The following is a 17,972-nucleotide window of genomic DNA, read 5'->3' on the forward strand; positions in this document are numbered from 1 at the left end:
TCTTTCCCCCGTTGGGCGCCCGTCTGCGACGATGGTGTACCGCGCCAGCGGCGGTAGTACCCAGATCCGACGTTTGCTGAACCCTTGGGCTCACGGCTTCAATCGATCGAATAAACCCGGTTCTAGAATTTCCCCTACTGCGGAGGCGTTGAGCACATGAAGACATCGTTCAAAACTTGCACCCTCGCGGCAGCGCTCATCTTGTCCGCCCTCTCCGCGCATGCGTCCGATGGCAAAAGCCAGCAACCCCATCTGAGGGCCTACGACCTTCCGGACCATGACCCGATCGGAGAACCCCCCGGCGATGCCACGCCCGACAGGACGGTCGACATCACGGTCAGGGAGACCGGAAGCGGTTACATGCTCTTTGATCCGGATGCGCTTCACATCGAGAACGGAGCGGTTGTCCGCTTTCGGGTCACGAACTCCGGCAAACTCGATCACACTTTCTTTCTCGGCTCCTTCGATGAAGTCACCGAAAACCGGCAATGGATGCAGGAGCATCCGGACATGACCCATGACGCCGCCAACTTCATATCGATACCCAGCGGTGAAACCGGGGAACTGATCTGGAAGTTTTCAGACGTGACCAATCTGGAATTTGCCTGTCTGGTCCCCGGCCACAGAGATGCCGGGATGTGGGGGGTCATCATCGTGCATGATCACCTCGCCTCACCCGCCGGATATTGAGCGCGCTCCAATGTCGCTGATGGACAGGTATCACGTCCTCGTACATGACGTCTCCGCCCTCTTCGGATACGATTACAATGATACGACGCCGGACTGGGTTCATCCGTTCATTCACCTCATTCTGGTCCTGGCGCCGGGATTGCTGATCGGCGTCGCCCTCTATCTCGTCCTGCGCGGTATCCTGCGGCTCTGGAGCCGCCCGGCAAAACCGGTCGCGCGCATGAACCACGTGAGGGGGCTTGATGCCGGGTTGTTCAGCTCGGTCCTGCGCTACACCAGACGGCAGCAGGCGCAGATGATCATGCTGAGCCTTCTCGCGCTTCCGATCCTGTATCTGACCTTGGAACTGCCCAAGCAGATCGTGAACAATGCGCTGGAATCCGCGACTTTCCCGGTCGAGGTTCTGGGCCAGAGTTTGGATCAGGTCATATTCCTGCTGCTGCTTTGCGGGCTGTATTTGCTGTCGATCAGCCTGAACGGACTCATCAAATACACGCTCAACGTCTTCAAGGGCTATACGGCGGAGCGGTTTCTCCGACGCTTCAGGCTGCTGATCTATCGGCGGTGGCGCTCGGATGCGGAGGCGTCCGAGCAAAGCGAGATCGTCCCAATACTCGCACAGGAAGTGGAACCCATCGGCGGCTTCGCGGCCGAAGTCCTGACCCTGCCGGTTTTGCAGGGTGGCACGCTTTTCACCATTCTGCTGTTCATGTTCATTCAGGACCCGATCCTGGGTGCCGCCGCGCTGACCGTGTTGCCCATTCAGCTTATTCTGCTCCCGAAGCTGCAGCGCCGGGTGAACACCCTGTCGCGTATCCGGATCAAAGAGGTCCGCGATCTTGGCAGGCAACTGAGCGAGCAGTTGCGCGAACGACAGGGCGCCTCGTCCGGCCTGTCGGCGGCGGGCGCTAGTTTCAAGGCGCTGGAGCAGGTACGCAGAAGGATCTTTCGTCTCAAGTTCTTCATCAAGGCGCTCAACAACTTTCTGACGGCGCTGACACCGTTTCTGTTCTACTCACTTGGCGGATATTTCGTCATCGAAGGCCGGATCACGCTTGGGGCACTGGTCGCGGTCCTCGCCGCGCACAAAGACTTTTCGGCCCCACTGAAGGAGCTTTTCCGATACTATCAGGCGCTTGAGGATACGCGGATCAGGTATCAGGAAATCACGACCTTCTTCGCCGGGACGCCGCCCCGCATGGAAGAACAGCAATCCGCCGGGGTGCACCGGCTGGCGATCCGCAGACCGCCGGAACATGCGCTGTCGCAGACTTGAGGGCTCCTATTGTCCCCCCTGCTCCCGCGACGCGTCAAACTGCCGTTACATTTGGCTACAAAGAGGGGGCGGACATTTACACCGGCGGTTTGATATACACCGGGTATGAGCGAACCTGCCCACATTCTGGTCGTCGACGACCATGACGAGATCCGCAATTCCGTTTCAAGCTATCTCGAACGGAACGGCATGCGAACCTCGGTCGCCGAAAGTGCCGCAGAGATGGACGCTCAGCGCGCAAGACATTCTTTCGATCTGATCGTGCTCGATGTGATGATGCCCGGCGAAGACGGGCTGACTGCGTGCAAAAGATTGCGTCAGGAGTGCGGCACACCGGTCCTGATGCTGACCGCCCTCGGAGAGGACGACGACCGCATCGAGGGTCTGGAAGGCGGCGCGGATGATTATCTCTCCAAACCCTTCAATCCGCGCGAGTTGTTGGCCCGGATCAGGGCCATCATGCGACGCAGCGAGAAGAGCCCTCCGCAGGACCCATTCGCGGGCAAGCGCATCCGGTTCGCCCATCTCGAACTGGACTATGACGGACGGACCCTGACCGCCCCGGACGGCACCCGCAATCAGGTAACCTCCAGTGAGCTGAAACTCCTGTCCATCCTGCTCGAACGCCCGCGTATCGTCATGAGCCGCGATGAGCTGCTGGAAATGACAGCGGGGCGCGTGGCCGGACCGCTTGACCGGACGATCGACAATCAGATCAGCCGCCTGCGCCGCAAGATCGAACCGGACGTATTGCGCCCCCGTGTCATCTCCACCGTGCGCAACGGCGGTTACAGCCTGACCTGCGATGTCGAGGTCAGTTCGTGAAAACGCGCCCGTGGAGACTGCGCACGCAGATCTCACTCTTGGTGCTGGGTGTTATCGTCGTGGCGCAGGCGGTGAGCCTCTGGTTCTTCGTTGACGAAAGAACACTCGCCGTGCAGGCGGCGATCGGCGCGGAAGCCGCCGGACGGGCCGCCAATGTAGCACAACTGATCGAAGGCGCGCCTCCGGAGCTGCACCCCCAGATCATTCGCGCCGCGACCTCTCCATTGATCCGTTTCAACCTGACCGAAGAGCCGGAGGTTGTGCATACGGATCATGACGCAGGCGGCGCGGTCGAGGCGCGGGTGAGGGCTCTTCTGGGCGATGACTACAGCCGCGACATCCGCATCGAAATCCATGTGTCGCGTAGCCCTTAATTGTGAGATGGGAAATCCAACGGGAGTGGGCAAAACTTGGTGGTTAAGCGGCCCGCTTTGAGACGCCTAGCCTTCCGTCAAGCACAGCGGCCCGAGTGACGGCAACCCGATGCGCGCCCCGCGGTGACCATCTCATGCGCCGCCGCTTGCCCATGCGGGTGTTGCCGATGTCATCAACACAGCCTTCTGCCCGAGACGACGAAACTGCGAGGCCATTCCGGGGTCGATGGCCGTAGTCCACGAGCGCGTCAAAGTTGTTCGCAAGGTAGGAATAGAGATCCTGGCACCGGGCTTTGACGCGCCTGGCCGCTTCTCGTAATTCTCGGGTTTCGGCGTGCAGACGATCGCAATCGATCTGAAGAACCTTGAGGATTGTCGCGGCGGTCATCACTTTGCCGTGCCAAAGGTACCAACGCAGTGTATCAGCAGGTCGCTCGAAGAGTAGCGGCAACCCTGAAAAGCCCTTCGATTGCAGAAGGCCCCGCACCGCATTTTCAATGTGCTTGACCCGCATCGAGATATGCCACCAGTCCAGTATGTGGGTGACGGGACCTCGAACGGCACGCCTCACCAAATTCGGCAGTGCAGGTTCGCCGTCTGAAATCACGGTCACTTTGCTCTGACCGTCCCAGCCCTGCGCGATCAGGTCATGTCGGAGTTGCTTTGCAGGAGAACCGGCGGCTTGCTGCACGAAACCAAACCGCCGGCTCATATTGGGGCTTTCAACCTTGCCGACTACAACATCGAGGTGCCGCTTCTGGTATTCAGGTCGACATCGTATGTGCGCACCATCTAGGAAAAGGGTTAGTGGTGATGGCGGCGCGATTGTATCCGCGTCTCCTTGGCTTACGTCTTCGTGGCCTAGCTCGTCGGCGATGCGACCCAAACGATTTCGAACGGTCGTGTTCAATTGAGCCGAACAGGGCATGAACATTTCGATCAATCGAGCGGCTTCCCGAAACGAGTGCCTGGCCCCCAATTCAGCCTGCAGGCGCCGAAGTTCGGCAGTCGCACGGTCAGAGAACAACCCGGCAAGTGGTGATTGTGGCCCAGATTTCGCGACCTCAGCCGGTTGGCACAAGCAGCGTCGAAGCCTTGGCCACTTCACCCGAATTCGCCCGAAAAGAGTGTCGAGAATACGCCCTCGATCATCATGGATCGCGCGTTGTTTGCCACAGTCATCGCATTTCCGGCGAGCATCAAATGCTTCACCGACCTGATCTTGCACAATCGCTTCCTGCAAGCGCCTCAACAAGGTCTTTGCGTCGTCTAGGAGAAGGCCTAAATTTTCGGAACCAAACTCATCCGGCGCACGGCGAAGTCGACCGATATTGCGCCTCTTGGTTTCTCCATCGTCAAACGTCGTCTCGATAAAAATGCTTACATCCATGGTGGGTCCCGCCTTGTTCCGAAACCTTACCCTACCACGTCGACCACCAGGTTTTGCCCACTCCCATTAAGGGCTACGCGACAGATAGCAAGATCACCACTTTGACCGACTGGCACAAAACCGCGCCTTAAGTCAGCCGGGAAACACTCCCGCAAATAGCCCCATCAGCGCCGTGACCAGCGCGGTCGCACAGAGAACGACCAACAGCGGCGGCGCCATCTCAGTCCGGCCCGCATCGCCCTCGCGCGCCTGATACATCGACACCACTATGCGCAGATAGACCGCCAGCGCCAGCACGCTGTTGAGGATGCCGATCACTGCCAGCCACAGATAGCCGGCCTCGATCGCGGCGCCGAACAGCAGCACCTTGCCGACAAAGCCGAAGAGCGGCGGAATCCCGGTGAGCGACAGCAGGAACACGACCATCGCCACGCCGATCACCGGGCGCGCGCGGCCGAAACCCTTGAAATCGTCCAGATCGCGGCCCGCGATCATGATGACGGCAAAGGCCCCGAGGTTCATCGCCACATAGGCCGCGCCGAACACGATCACCGAAGGCAGCGCCAGCGGGCTGGTGCCAAGCGCCACGATCCCCAGCATGAAATAGCCCGCCTGCGCCACCGAGGAATAGGCCAGCAGCCGCACGACATTGGTCTGCACCAGCGCCGCCAGATAGCCGAATGTCATCGTCACCGCCGCGATCAGCGCGACGACGAACGGCCAGCCGGTGGCTACCGGCAGATCGCGCAGCACCTGCGCAAAGGCGAAGATCGCGGCAACCTTGGTGATGACCGACAGGAACGCCGCGACCGAGACCGGCGCGCCGTCATAGGCGTCCGGTGCCCAGAACTGGAACGGCACCAGCGCCGCCTTGTAGCCCAGCCCGATCAGCACCGCGACCAGCCCCGCCAGCGCGATCAGCGGCTTGTCCTGAAGCGCACCAAGCTCGGAAAAAAGCGTCGATCCGGCACCACCGAACCAGAAGGTCAGCCCGTAGATCATCACCGATCCGGTGACGGCGCCGAACACCAGATATTTCATCGCCGCCTCGGTCGCCGCATCGTCGCGCGGCCAGGCCACCATTGCGAATGATCCCAGTCCGGTCAGCACTACGCCAAGGACCAGCAGCATCATGTCGCCACCGCCCGCCAGCATCAGCGCCCCCAGCGTCACGAGGCAAAGCAGCGTATAGACACTTCCCTCGCGGTCCTTACCGGCGATCTCGGCCCACGTCATCAGAAGCGCCAGCGCGGTGCCTGGCAGCAGGATCAGCTTGGCCCAGCCGGACAGCAGATCGACGCGGTAGGTGCCGCCAAAGACGGTGGTGTCGGCCTCCAGCAGCGGAAGGGTCAGCGCGGTGGACAGACCCAGCCCGATCAGCCCGAACGCCAACGCCAGACGGGGCGCGCGCAGCATCTCGGCCACCAGCATCAGCACGACAGTGGAGGCCAGCATCAGCTCGGGAAACAGAAAGGACAGGTCGCGCGCCATTAGAATTGCAGTGCCCGCATCGTCGCATCAATCATGCCCAGCAACCAGGACGGCGCGACCCCGATAAGGATGATGAGGATGAGCAACGGCACGATGGCCAGCATCTCGCCGCGGTCCAGATCGGGCATCGCCGCCCATTTCTCGTTTGGCTCGCCCAGAAACACCGCCGCGATCGCGCGCAGGTAAAGCCCCGCCGTTACCACAATGGCGATAATCACCACGATGGCCCAGGGCTGCGCATTCAGCGTGGCCAGGAAGATCTGAAATTCAGCCGGGAAATGCGCCAGCCCCGGCAGCCCGAGCGAGGCAAAGGCCGACAGCACGAAGGCCCAGCCCAGCCATGGCACCTGCCCCAGCAGCCCGCCGAACGCGGTCATCTCGCGTTCGTGGGCGCGCGACTGCAACATGCCGACGAGAAAAAACAACGCCCCGGTGACGATGCCGTGGCTGACCATCTGCAAGGTCGCACCATTGAGCGCGACCGCCCGCAGGTCAGGGTCCAGCGTCAGCGCCGCCACCGCGACGCCGATCACCACATAGCCCATGTGGTTCACCGACGTATAGGCGATCATCTTCTTCAGATCTGACTGCGCCAGCGCCACGAAGGCACCGTAAAGGGCGCTGAATACGCCAAAGGCCAGCACCACCTGACCGGCCTGCGCAAAGGCGTCGGGCGTCATCTGTAAGGCGAAACGCACAAGGCCGTATGTGCCGAATTTCAGCATCACGCCGGCCAGGATCACGCTTCCCACGGTCGGGGCCTGCACGTGGGCGGCCGGTAGCCAAGTATGCACCGGAAAGGACGGGATCTTGACCGCGAAGGTGAACAGCATCGCGATCAGCGCCAGCATCGCCGCCAGCCCGGTCAGCGGCGGGGTCTCGATCCACAGACGCATGTCGAAACTTCCCGTGGCCAGATACAGCCCGATGATTGCCAGCAAAAGCGGCAGCGAGCCAAGCAGCGTGTAGATGAAGAACATCAGTCCGGCGCGCTGGCGCTCTTCATAGCCCCAGCCGACGATCATGAAATACATGCCGACCAGCGACACTTCAAAGAAGACGTAGAACAAGAGCGCGTCCAGCGCCGCGAAGGTGCCGATCGACGCGGTTTCCAGCATCAGCATCAGCGCGACAAAGACCGCCGGGCGGTCGGTGATCCGCGCCGCATAGATCGCCGACAGGAAAAACAGCAGCGAGGTCAGCAGGATCAGCGGCAGGCTCAGCCCGTCGACGCCAACCCGGTAGGCGGCACCAATGGCCGGGATCCAGGCGATTTCCTCGACCTGCGCGAAACCGTCCGGCAGCGTGCCCCGCGCCCAGATCGCCAGCGTCACAACGAAGGTCAGCCCGGTGGTGGCGATGGAAACGCCATGGGCGATGCGCGCCGACTTGTTTGGCAGGGCCATCAGCAGCACGCCACCAAGAAGCGGCAGAAAGACGGAGATCGAGAGAAGGGGCATGGCGGGGTCGTCTTTCTTCAGGAGGACATCGGTAAGATCAGCAGCACCGCCGCGATGACGGCAATGCCCATGACTGTCAGGGCGAGTTCGCGGTGGATCAGCCCGCTTTGCAGCAGGCGCAGGCGGCGGCCGGCGGCGATTGTCCGGGCGACAAGGCCGAAGATCAGCCCGTCGATGCCATGGGTGTCGGTGTTTTCGGCGCCGTCGCCAAGGCGCAGGTTCAACCGGCCCAGATCGAGGGTCGCGGCGTATAGGCGATTGTCGGCTGCGTCGACGCGGGATGCGGTGCCAAGGCTCAGGATGCGCACAAGGCCAAGTTGCGACGCCAGCAGACGCCGTTCGAAACCTTCACAGGCGGCGGCAAAAGCCAGCGACGGGCGCAGCACCAGCCCGTCCATACCGCCCGCGACGGCAAAGCCGCGCTGCGCCATCGGCAGAACCGGCCCCATCAGGCGGGCAGGTTGGATGAACCAGCCCAGCACCAGGCCGCTCAGCGCCGCCAAAAGCCCGAGGATCATCGCGGTTCCTTCCGGCGGCAGTTCGGCGCCCAGCAGATGTTCCAGCGGCGCAAAGGCGAACCCAAGCCCCGCCGCCAGCGCCGTCAGCACCGCCATGCCCGCAGACATCCAGCCCATGCCCTTGCCGGAAACCGGCTGTGCCTCGCCGCCCCACAACACCCGCAGCGCCCGCGCCATATAAGCCCCGGTCAGCACCGTGCCCGCCAGCGCCAGGGGTGCCAGCCACGCAGCACCGGGGGCCGCCAGCGCGGCGGCAAGGATCGCGTCCTTGGAAAAGAAGCCGGCCAGCGGTGGAATACCCGCCAGCGCCAGCGCGGCAACGGCGAAGGCGGAAAGGACCAGCGGTCGTGCCCGGCCCGCGCCCGCGACCGCTTCCATGTCGGTGCTGTCGCGATCATGCTGGAACACACCCGCCCCCAGAAAAAGCGTGCTCTTGATCGCCGCGTGGGCGATAAGGTGCAGCAGCGCCGCCACCGGCACCCCCGCGCCAATGGCCAGCAGCATCAGCCCGTACTGGCTGGAGGTCGAGGCCGCCAGCAGCCGTTTCAGATCCCGCTCGGCCAGCGCGATCAAACCGGCAACGACGGCGGTGACGCCGCCGACCAGTCCGATTGCCAGCAAGGCCCCGCCGGGCAACATCGGCGCCACCCGGATCAGCAGGATCGCCCCCGCCGCCACCAGAGTCGCCGAATGCAGCAGCGCCGAAACCGGCGTCGGCCCGGCCATGGCGCGCTGCAACCAGTCCTGCAACGGTACCTGCGCCGATTTGCCCATCGCGCCCACCAGCAACAGCAACCCGGCGACCAGTGCGGGCGTGCCGCTAATCGACAATGTAGCCGAGATTTCCGAGGTGCCGGCCCAGCCGATCAGCACAAAAATCCCCAGATAAAGCCCCAGATCGGCGCTGCGGGTGTACAGAAACGCCCGCGTCGCGGCACCGGGCACGCCGTCGCGGCCATGCCAGAAGCCGATCAGCAGATAGCTGGAAAAGCCGATCAGTTCCCACGCGGCCAGCACGGTGATCCAGTCGCCCGCCAGCACCAGCGCCTGCATCGCCGCGACAAACAGCAGCAGGATGCCGAAAAAGCGCGGCCTTTCGGGGTCGCTGCGCATGTAACCCACGGCATAGACCACCACAAAAGCCGCCACCGTCGCCACCATGGCCGAAACGACCGCCGTCAGCGGCGTCGCGACCAGCCGCAGCGGCATTTGCGGCAGGCCCGGCAGGACCATCTGCACCGCATTGCCCGCAATCGCACCCGCTAGAACCGCCATCGCCGCGAGGAACCCGAGGCCGACGCCCGCAAGCGCAATCGCTTCGGGTGCGCGCCGCAGGGCCAGCACCGCGATGCCCGCCAGAAGCGGCGCAAGGAGGGTGAGCGCCAGCATCGTCATCCCTTCAACTCCCGCGCTTCTTCCATCTCGACCGAGCCGCGCACCCGGAACCGGGCGATGGCGATACCGAAGGCCACCGCCATCTCGACCGCCATCACCGCCATGACGATCAGCACGAACATCTGACCGGCAGGCTCGTCGGGATGCAGGTAGCGCCAGAAGGCCACCAGGTTGACCAGGGCCGCGGCCAAAATCAGTTCGACCCCCATGACGATCATCACCAGGTTGGTCTGACTCAGCGCGCCATAAAGTCCGATACCGAACAGCCCCGCGCCGACGCTGAGGGCAATCATGAGTTCCAGAATCATTTGCGCTGCTCCGCGTTGGGGACGATGGCCACCATCGTGGCCGCAACCATGGCGGTCAGAATCGTCAGACCCGCCGACTGGAAGATTAACATCGACCGGCCCAGTAATTCGCGCCCCAAATCGGCGGCCTGTTCATGCGCGCCCGGCACGGACAGGGCGACCGGACCCCAATCGGGCAGCCAGACCAGCAACAGCGCGGCCAGCAGCCCGATGCCCCCGGCCCAGAGCGACAGGCGTTTCTGGTGGGTCATGTCCATTTTGCCCATGCCGCCCGGATCCATCATGAACATCACCATGAAGATCGCCATCACGCTCATTTCCGTGGCCATCATCATGATCTGCAACACGCCCAGAAACTCAGCCTGCATGACCAGGAACATCGCCCCGATCGCGGTTTGCGAAAACAGCAGCGCCAGCGCCGAACGCACCATCGAATGGGTGCGGAAGACCACGACGCCGAACCATACCGCCGCGCCGCCGAAGAACGCCAGAAAGATCATCTGAACCGTCATATCGGCACCACCAGCGCAATCACGCCCACGACAAAGATATTGGCCAGCGCCAGCGAGATCCCCAGCTTCCAGCTCAGCGCCAGATAGCGCGCCTCGCGGATGCGCGGCATGTAGCGCCCGACGCTCAGCATGGCCGCGGCCACGACCAGGATCTTGATCGCGCTCCAGGCCCAGGGCGGCAGCCACGGGCCCAGCCAGCCGCCCAGGTAGAAGGTCACGGTCGCCCCCGCCAGCGCCAGGATGATGACCATCCGCGCCAGCCGCAGCACCGCCAGCCGCACGCCGGTATACTCGGCCTCGACCCCGCCGGCCAATTCGCCGGTCGCATCGGGCAGGTCCAGCGGCGGCAACCACGCGAGCCCCATCGCCGCCACGACAAAGAGGATGAACCCCATCGGCTGGTACAGCACGTTCCAGAGTTGTTCCTGCGAGGCGACGATCTCAACCGTCGAGAGCGACTCCGCCCGCATGGCGACGGCGGTGATCGGCATCACGATCAGCATCGCATAGGCGATGAACTGGCCCAGAAACCGCCAGCCCGCGATCATCGCGTAGGCCCCGTTCGGACCCCAGCCCGCCATGATCAGCGCCACCAGCACATAGGCCAGCGCGGCGTTCAGAAACAGCGCCCCGGTGGCCAGGTCGGTGATGATAAGCCCCGGCGCCAGCGGGATCACCGCCACCGCCATCAGCCCCGCCACCAATAGCAGCACCGGCCCAAGCTCAAAGAACAACCGGTCGGATTTGCGCGCCAGCAGCGATTCCCGCCCCAGAAGCGCCAGGGCGGCCCAGGCCGGACCGGTCAGGCTCAGGTGCCCATGCACGGCCCATCGTTCGATGACGGCCAGCGCGTAGGCCCCGGCGGCGAGCGACAGGAGAACGACAAGAATGCTCATCCACGCACCTCCCATGGCGACAGGTCGAGCGAGGCGACAGCGGCCAAGGCATCGCCCAGTTCCTGCTGCGCCGTCACCGTTTCGACAAGGGCGATGTTCACGTCTGACGGCGTGTCGAGATCGGCCTCGACCACCCGGCCATCGGTCAGCTTCACGCGCAGCTGCGCCGCTCCGCGCGGTGTTTCGATGCGGGCCGCGCCCTCGCCCGACACCCTGTCCACATCCGGCACCTGCGGCACAGCAATCCTCCCGGCGGCCGCGATCACGTCGAGACTTTGGGCGATCTCGTCGCAGCGCAGCCGCAGCCGGGCCAGCGCATCGCCGCCGTTGCGGACGCGCGTTTCGAACCCGAGATCCTTCAGCGTTGGATCACCCGTACGGGCATCCGATCCGCCACCCCGCGCCCGGTCCACCGGGCCGCTCGCCGGGGTGTCCTTGCCGATGCGCGCGATGCGTCTCAGCCGCATCCGCATCAACGGGGCCGCCTGCACCCGGCGCGTCAGCCGCCGGATCGCCCCAGCCTGCGCGGCGATCCCGGCGACGTCGGCACCTTGAACGGCCAGTTGCAACGCCCCAGCGCGCGCGGCGAGCCACAAAAAACCCGACTGCAGGCCGAACTCGGCCAGCCAGTTCAGGTGGCTGGCGATCCGCTCGCGTTCCACCGCGGCGGCGCGGCCACGGCGCGCGTCATGGCCGGGGTCGACGCTCGCGGCCTCCTCGATCGCCGCGCAGGCCAGCGTCCGATAGGCCACCGGGCTGAGCGGCATCATCGCGGCCAGACGCTCGACGAAATCGGCCACCCTCATCTGCGGGCCATCCACCAGTTCCGCCCTGCCCACAAGGCTCCTGACCTCGCTGCCCGCCACGGTATCGCCGTCCAGCGTCAGGGTCAGGCGCAGCCCCGCGGGCAGGCCCGGAAAGAACGGCCCGAACGGCACCTCGATCCAGTCCATCTGCAACCCGTCGCTGCTGCGCGGCTGGCCCTCGGTCATCTCGACCATCGACATGAAATGCGGCTCGATCCCGTCGATAGCGGCCTCGGAGTGGCCGCCATGTCCGGCATGCCCATCGTGGCCATCGTGGCCGGAATGGTCCTGTTGTTTGCCATGACCGCCGTGATCGCCGTGACCATGCGCTCCGTGCGCTTCACTGCCATGCTCGTGACCGTGACCGCCATGCCCGTGCCCGTGACCGTGGCTTTCCCCCTCTTCCGCCTTCACCAGAAACATGCCGCATTTTGGGCACTTGCCCGGTGCGTCGCTGACGACCTCGGGGTGCATCGGGCAGGTATATGCCCCCGCCCCGCCCGCGTCCGCGGCGTGGCCCGCATGTGCGTGATCGGCGGGGTTTGACCTGTCCTCCGGGGGCATGTCGTGGCCACCGTGCCCACCATGTCCATCGGACGCTGTTTCGCGCGGCACCAGCGTCATGCCGCATTTGGGGCAGTCTCCGGGGGCGTCGCGGACGATTTCGGGGTGCATCGGGCAAGTGTATTCCACGCGCACCTCAAGAGCGGGGGCGTTAAACTCCCCGCTGTCAGCGCGAAACGCGCCCGCGGCGATCACGCGGCGCAGATCGGCCAGCCCGGAGTGCAGCCCGGCCTGGGTCAGCGGGGCCGACACGTCCGCATCGGGCAACGGGGCGATGTCGCCGGCACCCAGCGCAAGGATCGCGCGGGGGCGCGGGATCTGCGCGTAGGTGACGGCGGCGGCATCGCGCAGACCGGGGGGCAAGGGGCCGACGACGATCAACAGATTCGCATGGCGCGGGGTGCCGACAAGCCGCAGATGCGACCCGGACAGATCGAGCCCCATCGCCCGCGCGACAGAGGGGCCGGGCAGCACGAAGGCCGGCAGATCGCGCGCCATGGCCGCCGCGACCGCCCGCCTGATCCCGGACATCGCGCCCTCTCGCGCCCCGACCAAGGTCATTGCCGCCTCAACGCGCCCTGGCTCCAGCCATAGAGCAGGCCCAAGAACAGGATTGCCAGGAAAACGCCCATGTCGAGCAATGCGATCAGCCCTTCTTCGCGGTAGACGACCGCCCACGGATACATGAACGCCATCTCCATGTCGAAGGCCAGAAACAGCAGCGCATAACCGGCATAACGCGCATGGTAGCGCACCCAGACCGGATCGCGCGACAGGGTGCCGGCGGTGGCGGGCACGTCCTTGCCGGGTTCCGCGCGCGCCCGCCCGATGGCCCGGGCGAACCCATAGAGGCTGAGCACGAAACCGAATACACCGACGCTCAGCCCGAAAAGGATCGCGTATTGGGAAAGTTCGCTCATCCGTGGCACCTCATTTGATTTCCCAAGTCTGTTTCATACTAGAAGATTCTGCAATGCGGTCAATTCGTAGGGGCGAGTGGTCAGCAGACAGCAAACAAGAGGACGCGACCAGACCCGGATCGTTACACTTTGCTCAACTCAGTCCGGCCAGCCACCACGACACTGCAAACAAAAGAGCCGAATTGGGGTCGGCCCTGCGCGTGTATTCCCGTTCAGAAGCCGTCCGCTTCGGTCTGCGCGCTGGCCAAAAGCGAAGCCAAGCGATGCCCGAAACCGTCATGATTCTGTAACAATCGCCTGCCATTCAGCGGCAAGGGTCTTTGGCGGGATTCGCCAGCCTGTAGCCCCGCCGGATACCCGGTTGAAAGAGACTCTTGCGGATGCCTCGATGGCATTTCCCTGACAGAATTGGAGAACACGAAATGAAAATGAAGTTTATACCGGCGGCATTGCTCGCCGCTGCGGCGGGCGTCGTGCAGGCCGACGAAACCTCTGGTTTCAACCTCAAGGCAGGGAGCGGGATAACCTTCAAGAGTGCTGATGGTACCGCGTCTTTCCGGGTGGGGGGGCGCCTGCAGTGGGATTACGATTCGACCGATTCCGACATCAGCGGTAAGAGCGATGATTTCGATGTGCGTCGCGCACGGATTTTTTTCCAGGGTAAATATCTCGACTGGGCCTTCAAGGCACAGTTCAATCTCGCCGAAAGCGGTACCGGCGGCGGTAGCGCCGAGGACCTCTATCTGCGCTACACCGGTTTTGGCAAGATGGCCCGGATCACAGTGGGTAAGCAAAAAGAACCGTTTGGCTTTGAGCAACTTACCAGTTCGAAGGACATATCATCGCTTGAACGCTCGGCCCTGACCGAATTCTACGCGCCCGGCCGCAACGCCGGTGTGCAACTGCACGGTGCAGGTGACAACTGGACCTACGGCCTGGGCGTTTTCGAGGCGGCCGGCAACGGCAGCGATGATTTCGGCAATACGGCCATCACCGGCCGCGTTACCTATGCCCCGATCCAGACCGATGATCTGGTCTTGCATCTTGGCGCCGGCTTTACCAGCCGTGATGCCGCTCTGCCTGCCAACGAAACCGATGCGTACAACATCGAATTGGCGGCCGCATCGGGGCCCTTTCACACGCAGGCCGAATACTTCAACGCTGACACGGGCGGGGTTGATGTGGACGGATACTACATTCAGGCAGGATGGATTCTGACCGGTGAAAGCCGTCCCTACAGCAACGGCGTGTTCAAGCGGGTGAAGCCAAGCAGTTCGAAAGGTGCATGGGAAGCAGTGCTTCGCTACGAGGACGGATACGGCAAGTTCAGCGATGTCGGTCTTGGTACGACAGAGGGTAAGCAAACCACCGTCGGCATCAACTATTACCCGAACAACGCCGTTCGCCTTGGTCTGAGCTACATGGATGGCAAGCAGGCCAGCGGCGAGAACGGAAAAGAGATCAGGGCACGAATGCAAATCGTATTTTGACCTGACCGGTACAGAAGAATGCAGAGCGGCGCGGGCAATGGCGCTAATCAAATTGCCGCCGTCCTGCATTCGAATATCTTCACCCGGGACTACGTGGATGTTGGCAGCTGTCGCGTTGCCCTTAAATCTGAGACACGACGCGTTCGGGGGGAGTGGGCAAAACTTGGGGGTGTCTGTGTATGCTAGTGGTTCATTGAGAGGGGAACTACCATGGACGTGCGAATTATTGTCGAGACGACTTTCGAGAACGGAACCACAAAGAGGCATCGTCTCGGCCGCCTATCCCGCCCGTTTCGGCGCACGCAACCTGAGGGTTTCGGGTTGTTGCTCGAAGATGCGAAGACGATCCTGGGGCAATTGCAGAATGCGATCCTGCGCGACCAGATCGAGGAAATTTCCGAAGCCAGCAGGATCTGTCCGGACTGCGACGGGGTCCGGGCTATACATGATTATCGGTCGCGGGTGCCCGACACGCTTTTCGGCAGGTTCGAGGTCAAAGCGCCGCGCATTCGCCGGTGCGCCTGCAATGCAAAATCCGATGTTGTCTTGGGCGGACCGCTTTCGCCTCTCGCTGACTATTTTCCGGATCGATCGACCCCGGAACTGCGACGCCTTCAGGCCGAACTTGGGGCGCGTCATTCCTTCCGGGAAGCGGCGCGTATCCTGGAAACCTTTCTACCTTGCGCGAAGCAGGTGAATACATCGGTGCGCAATCGACTGGGCAAAGTTGCCAGGGAAATCTGCGACAGCGAGCAGACTGAGCCGTTGGTTCCTTCAGCCGCCAAAGAGGCGCCTGCGTTGACGGTTTTCCTAGACGGTGCGCATATCCGATGCAGGCCGGAATACCAGAAGCGACACCTCGATGTTGTGGTTGGCAAGATCGAAAGCCACGATAGGTGCCGTCGCTTCGGCTTGGTGCAACAAGCGGTCCTGTCGCCTGCCAGTCAGCTTCGCCGGGACTTGATGTCTCTCGGTTGGGATCGCGAACAAACCGTCACGGTAATTTCGGACGGGGAACCAGCCCTGCCAAACCTCGTCCGCAATGCCGTCGGTGGAAAGGTACGCCACATCCTCGACTGGTGGCATATCTCGATGCGTATTCAGCACGTCGAGAACGCCGTAAAAGGCCTGCTGCAGAGCAGGGGTTTCTCCGGCATTCCAGTGCTGTTCAAACGTCCGGCCGAAACGCTGCGATGGTACCTTTGGCATGGAAAAGTTCTTACGGCCACGACCAGTCTGCAATGGTTGATCGTCGATTGCGCCCGGCTGGTTACAGATGACCGCGTGGCAACTGAAGCCACTCGGCGAGTGCAAGCTCGCTGCCGAGACCTCTATTCATACCTTGCGAACAACATGGACAACCTGACGAACTACGGCAAGCGACATCGAAGAGGCCTTCCGGTCTTTTCTTCCCGAGCAGAGGGCTGCGTGGACGACATCGGGAACACCCGCATGGGCAAGCGCCGCCGCATGAGATGGTCGCCCAAAGGAGCCCACCGCGTGGCGGTTGTCCGCGCCGCCGTTCTCGACGGTCGGCTAACCGGCGCCTACCAAAGAGCAGCCGCATAACCCCCAAGTTTTGCCCACTCCCTGCTGCGGCAGGATGGTACATCCTGCAGCCGACCCACTCCCAGACGAGTACTCAGACGGACGAAAGAATGGCACTTCCCGCAGGTGCGCTTGCAACTGTCAGGCTGCCCCCAAGTTTCACCGAGCAAGAGCAAATCGGCAAGCGTGCCTATGGTGCGGCCTGCGCGACCTGCCACGGCGTCAATGGGCAGGGTCAGGACGGCGTTGCTCCACCGCTGGTGCACAAGATTTATGAGCCGGGCCACCACGGTGACATGGCGTTTGTCCTCGCAGCACAGAATGGTGTTCGGGCGCACCATTGGAAGTTTGGCAACATGCCAGCTGTCGAGGGCGTAACACGAGCAGAAGTATTGAATATCGTGGCATATATACGGGCTCTTCAAAGGGAAAACGGAATTAACTGAGTGACCTGTCGACCTGAGGCAAAAGCATAACAGCCATCCAGTAGATAATAACTGTCATCAACGGGGAGAGAAACGAATGAAACCTAAATTTATCGCAACGCTAGCACTGGCATAGTCCGGAACAGGTGTTCTCGCCGATGGACATGCAACCGGCGACGCATCAGCCGGAGACAAGGTATTTAACAAGTGCAAGGCCTGCCACTCAATCGTCAGGACGGATGGTGACGTTATCCGAAAGGGTGGCGCGGTTGGGCCAAATCTTTATGGTGTGTACAACCGAACAGCAGGGACCGAAGAAATGTTTGGGAATAAATTTCGGGACTCTATTCGTGAAGCGGGCGAGAATGGCTTGGTCTGGAACGAGAGCGATTTCGTAGCCTATATTGCAGATCCGAAGAAGTTCCTCGCGACTTTTCTGAACGACAGCAAGGCGAAATCTGGCATGTCATTCAAATTGAAGAAAGAAACGGATGCCAAGGCAGTCTGGGCTTATCTCGTTTCGGTTGGACCGGAGGTTGAGGCCGATTAGATTTTTATTCGTTTGCACGGCTCTTTTTATGCTCGGTGCGCCCTTTGTAGCGGCTGAAGATGCCCCTCTGTTTCCAGTCAGACCACTGATTGCACCGGTTGGGGATCACGCACGTGAACCCTCGCTTTCAACACTGCCCGATGGTCGGATCGTGATGAGTTGGACCGAAGGTAACAACGCCGTTCGGATGGCCCTGTTCGATGGCACCTCTTGGACGGAGGCGCGTACAATTCATCAATCTGAGACACTGTTTGTGAACTGGGCCGACTTTCCGTCAGTCGTTGGGCTTAGCGATGGGACGCTTGCAGCGCATTGGTTGGAATTGAATGGGCCGGGCAGCTATCAATACGACGTAAAGATCGCTTTCTCCTTCGATGAGGGTCTGAACTGGACAACGCCAATCATACCCCACGATGACCGATCAAAGCGTGAACATGGTTTCGTGTCGCTAATCCCTGCAATTGGCAGAGCCTCGCAACCGCTGTATTGCGGCCTTCAAGCCTTGTTTGTCATGCTTTGACGCGTGATCGGTTC

17 protein-coding genes and 1 pseudogene are annotated in these 17,972 nt (G+C 62.3%); 9 read left to right on the forward strand and 9 right to left on the reverse strand.

Annotated features, from left to right (window positions below):
- Window positions 1-156 precede the first annotated feature (156 nt).
- The 4 genes and pseudogenes from ACGYLQ_RS19505 to ACGYLQ_RS19520 form a co-directional block, all read left to right on the forward strand.
- Window positions 157-690, forward strand: coding sequence for a copper oxidase (locus ACGYLQ_RS19505; protein WP_009827248.1), 534 nt, complete (start codon window positions 157-159; stop codon window positions 688-690).
- A gap of 10 nt (window positions 691-700) precedes the next feature.
- Window positions 701-1,966 (forward strand): ABC transporter transmembrane domain-containing protein, encoded by a 1,266-nt coding sequence (locus ACGYLQ_RS19510; RefSeq protein ID WP_009827249.1) that lies wholly within the window; start codon window positions 701-703, stop codon window positions 1,964-1,966.
- Window positions 1,967-2,071: 105 nt separating this feature from the next.
- Window positions 2,072-2,791, forward strand: a complete 720-nt coding sequence (locus tag ACGYLQ_RS19515; RefSeq protein ID WP_067264430.1) for a response regulator — start codon at window positions 2,072-2,074, stop codon at window positions 2,789-2,791.
- Window positions 2,788-3,147 (forward strand): annotated as a pseudogene (locus tag ACGYLQ_RS19520) (two-component sensor histidine kinase); the annotation flags it as partial. The gene ACGYLQ_RS19515 and the pseudogene ACGYLQ_RS19520, both read left to right, overlap by 4 nt.
- A gap of 61 nt (window positions 3,148-3,208) precedes the next feature.
- Here ACGYLQ_RS19520 and ACGYLQ_RS19525 read toward each other — a convergent pair.
- From ACGYLQ_RS19525 to ACGYLQ_RS19565, 9 genes are all read right to left on the reverse strand, one after another.
- Window positions 3,209-4,555: an ISKra4-like element ISSusp3 family transposase gene (locus ACGYLQ_RS19525; RefSeq protein WP_009827252.1), complete on the reverse strand. Its 1,347-nt coding sequence runs from the start codon at window positions 4,553-4,555 to the stop codon at window positions 3,209-3,211.
- Between the two features lie 132 nt (window positions 4,556-4,687).
- Window positions 4,688-6,046, reverse strand: coding sequence for an NADH-quinone oxidoreductase subunit N (locus ACGYLQ_RS19530; RefSeq protein WP_322346497.1), 1,359 nt, complete (start codon window positions 6,044-6,046; stop codon window positions 4,688-4,690).
- On the reverse strand, window positions 6,046-7,506 hold the full coding sequence (locus ACGYLQ_RS19535) for an NADH-quinone oxidoreductase subunit M (RefSeq protein WP_348394094.1): 1,461 nt from the start codon (window positions 7,504-7,506) through the stop codon (window positions 6,046-6,048). Before ACGYLQ_RS19535 ends, ACGYLQ_RS19530 begins: the two co-directional genes overlap by 1 nt.
- A gap of 17 nt (window positions 7,507-7,523) precedes the next feature.
- Window positions 7,524-9,413 carry a proton-conducting transporter membrane subunit gene (locus ACGYLQ_RS19540; RefSeq protein WP_322346500.1) on the reverse strand — a complete coding sequence of 630 codons (1,890 nt, stop codon included), beginning with the start codon at window positions 9,411-9,413 and terminating at the stop codon, window positions 7,524-7,526.
- 2 nt (window positions 9,414-9,415) lie between these two features.
- Window positions 9,416-9,727, reverse strand: coding sequence for an NADH-quinone oxidoreductase subunit NuoK (gene nuoK / locus ACGYLQ_RS19545; protein WP_237273860.1), 312 nt, complete (start codon window positions 9,725-9,727; stop codon window positions 9,416-9,418).
- Window positions 9,724-10,239, reverse strand: a complete 516-nt coding sequence (locus ACGYLQ_RS19550; protein ID WP_067939419.1) for an NADH-quinone oxidoreductase subunit J — start codon at window positions 10,237-10,239, stop codon at window positions 9,724-9,726. The genes nuoK and ACGYLQ_RS19550 overlap by 4 nt, the downstream gene beginning before the upstream one ends.
- A complete protein-coding gene (locus tag ACGYLQ_RS19555) occupies window positions 10,236-11,135 on the reverse strand; it encodes an NADH-quinone oxidoreductase subunit H (RefSeq protein ID WP_067939422.1) in 900 nt (299 codons plus the stop codon). Before ACGYLQ_RS19555 ends, ACGYLQ_RS19550 begins: the two co-directional genes overlap by 4 nt.
- Complete coding sequence (locus ACGYLQ_RS19560) at window positions 11,132-13,066, reverse strand: heavy metal-binding domain-containing protein (protein WP_394444481.1); 1,935 nt, start codon at window positions 13,064-13,066, stop codon at window positions 11,132-11,134. The genes ACGYLQ_RS19555 and ACGYLQ_RS19560 overlap by 4 nt, the downstream gene beginning before the upstream one ends.
- The gene (locus ACGYLQ_RS19565; RefSeq protein WP_009827260.1) at window positions 13,063-13,425 is read right to left on the reverse strand and encodes an NADH-quinone oxidoreductase subunit A; all 363 of its coding nucleotides are present in this window, start codon (window positions 13,423-13,425) and stop codon (window positions 13,063-13,065) included. Before ACGYLQ_RS19565 ends, ACGYLQ_RS19560 begins: the two co-directional genes overlap by 4 nt.
- 422 nt (window positions 13,426-13,847) lie before the next feature.
- On the opposite strand from ACGYLQ_RS19565, the gene ACGYLQ_RS19570 reads away from it, so the two are divergent.
- The 5 genes from ACGYLQ_RS19570 (at window position 13,848) to ACGYLQ_RS19590 (ending at window position 17,958) form a co-directional block, all read left to right on the forward strand.
- Entirely contained in the window at window positions 13,848-14,915 is a 1,068-nt protein-coding gene (locus ACGYLQ_RS19570) for an OprO/OprP family phosphate-selective porin (RefSeq protein ID WP_009827261.1), read from the forward strand.
- A gap of 210 nt (window positions 14,916-15,125) precedes the next feature.
- Window positions 15,126-16,484 (forward strand): ISKra4-like element ISSusp4 family transposase, encoded by a 1,359-nt coding sequence (locus ACGYLQ_RS19575; protein ID WP_067627257.1) that lies wholly within the window; start codon window positions 15,126-15,128, stop codon window positions 16,482-16,484.
- Window positions 16,481-16,909 (forward strand): c-type cytochrome, encoded by a 429-nt coding sequence (locus tag ACGYLQ_RS19580; RefSeq protein ID WP_037954993.1) that lies wholly within the window; start codon window positions 16,481-16,483, stop codon window positions 16,907-16,909. Before ACGYLQ_RS19575 ends, ACGYLQ_RS19580 begins: the two co-directional genes overlap by 4 nt.
- Before the next feature lie 298 nt (window positions 16,910-17,207).
- Window positions 17,208-17,438, forward strand: coding sequence for a cytochrome c family protein (locus ACGYLQ_RS19585; RefSeq protein ID WP_009827263.1), 231 nt, complete (start codon window positions 17,208-17,210; stop codon window positions 17,436-17,438).
- Between the two features lie 28 nt (window positions 17,439-17,466).
- The gene (locus tag ACGYLQ_RS19590; RefSeq protein WP_009827264.1) at window positions 17,467-17,958 is read left to right on the forward strand and encodes a sialidase family protein; all 492 of its coding nucleotides are present in this window, start codon (window positions 17,467-17,469) and stop codon (window positions 17,956-17,958) included.
- Window positions 17,959-17,972 lie beyond the last annotated feature (14 nt).

Source organism: Sulfitobacter sp. 1A12779 (assembly GCF_043557315.1).
Lineage (GTDB): Bacteria > Pseudomonadota > Alphaproteobacteria > Rhodobacterales > Rhodobacteraceae > Sulfitobacter > Sulfitobacter faviae.

Excerpts from the sequence above, each read along its gene's own strand:
- ACGYLQ_RS19530 (WP_322346497.1), bottom strand. The coding sequence starts at position 6,046 with ATGGCGCGCGACCTGTCCTTTCTGTTTCCCGAGCTGATGCTGGCCTCC.
- ACGYLQ_RS19570 (WP_009827261.1), top strand. The coding sequence starts at position 13,848 with ATGAAAATGAAGTTTATACCGGCGGCATTGCTCGCCGCTGCGGCGGGC.
- ACGYLQ_RS19550 (WP_067939419.1), bottom strand. The coding sequence starts at position 10,239 with ATGACGGTTCAGATGATCTTTCTGGCGTTCTTCGGCGGCGCGGCGGTA.
- nuoK (WP_237273860.1), bottom strand. The coding sequence starts at position 9,727 with ATGATTCTGGAACTCATGATTGCCCTCAGCGTCGGCGCGGGGCTGTTC.
- ACGYLQ_RS19585 (WP_009827263.1), top strand. The coding sequence starts at position 17,208 with ATGTTTGGGAATAAATTTCGGGACTCTATTCGTGAAGCGGGCGAGAAT.
- ACGYLQ_RS19525 (WP_009827252.1), bottom strand. The coding sequence starts at position 4,555 with ATGGATGTAAGCATTTTTATCGAGACGACGTTTGACGATGGAGAAACC.
- ACGYLQ_RS19575 (WP_067627257.1), top strand. The coding sequence starts at position 15,126 with ATGGACGTGCGAATTATTGTCGAGACGACTTTCGAGAACGGAACCACA.
- ACGYLQ_RS19555 (WP_067939422.1), bottom strand. The coding sequence starts at position 11,135 with ATGAGCATTCTTGTCGTTCTCCTGTCGCTCGCCGCCGGGGCCTACGCG.
- ACGYLQ_RS19560 (WP_394444481.1), bottom strand. The coding sequence starts at position 13,066 with ATGACCTTGGTCGGGGCGCGAGAGGGCGCGATGTCCGGGATCAGGCGG.
- ACGYLQ_RS19505 (WP_009827248.1), top strand. The coding sequence starts at position 157 with ATGAAGACATCGTTCAAAACTTGCACCCTCGCGGCAGCGCTCATCTTG.
- ACGYLQ_RS19510 (WP_009827249.1), top strand. The coding sequence starts at position 701 with ATGTCGCTGATGGACAGGTATCACGTCCTCGTACATGACGTCTCCGCC.
- ACGYLQ_RS19540 (WP_322346500.1), bottom strand. The coding sequence starts at position 9,413 with ATGCTGGCGCTCACCCTCCTTGCGCCGCTTCTGGCGGGCATCGCGGTG.
- ACGYLQ_RS19515 (WP_067264430.1), top strand. The coding sequence starts at position 2,072 with ATGAGCGAACCTGCCCACATTCTGGTCGTCGACGACCATGACGAGATC.
- ACGYLQ_RS19535 (WP_348394094.1), bottom strand. The coding sequence starts at position 7,506 with ATGCCCCTTCTCTCGATCTCCGTCTTTCTGCCGCTTCTTGGTGGCGTG.
- ACGYLQ_RS19590 (WP_009827264.1), top strand. The coding sequence starts at position 17,467 with ATGCTCGGTGCGCCCTTTGTAGCGGCTGAAGATGCCCCTCTGTTTCCA.
- ACGYLQ_RS19565 (WP_009827260.1), bottom strand. The coding sequence starts at position 13,425 with ATGAGCGAACTTTCCCAATACGCGATCCTTTTCGGGCTGAGCGTCGGT.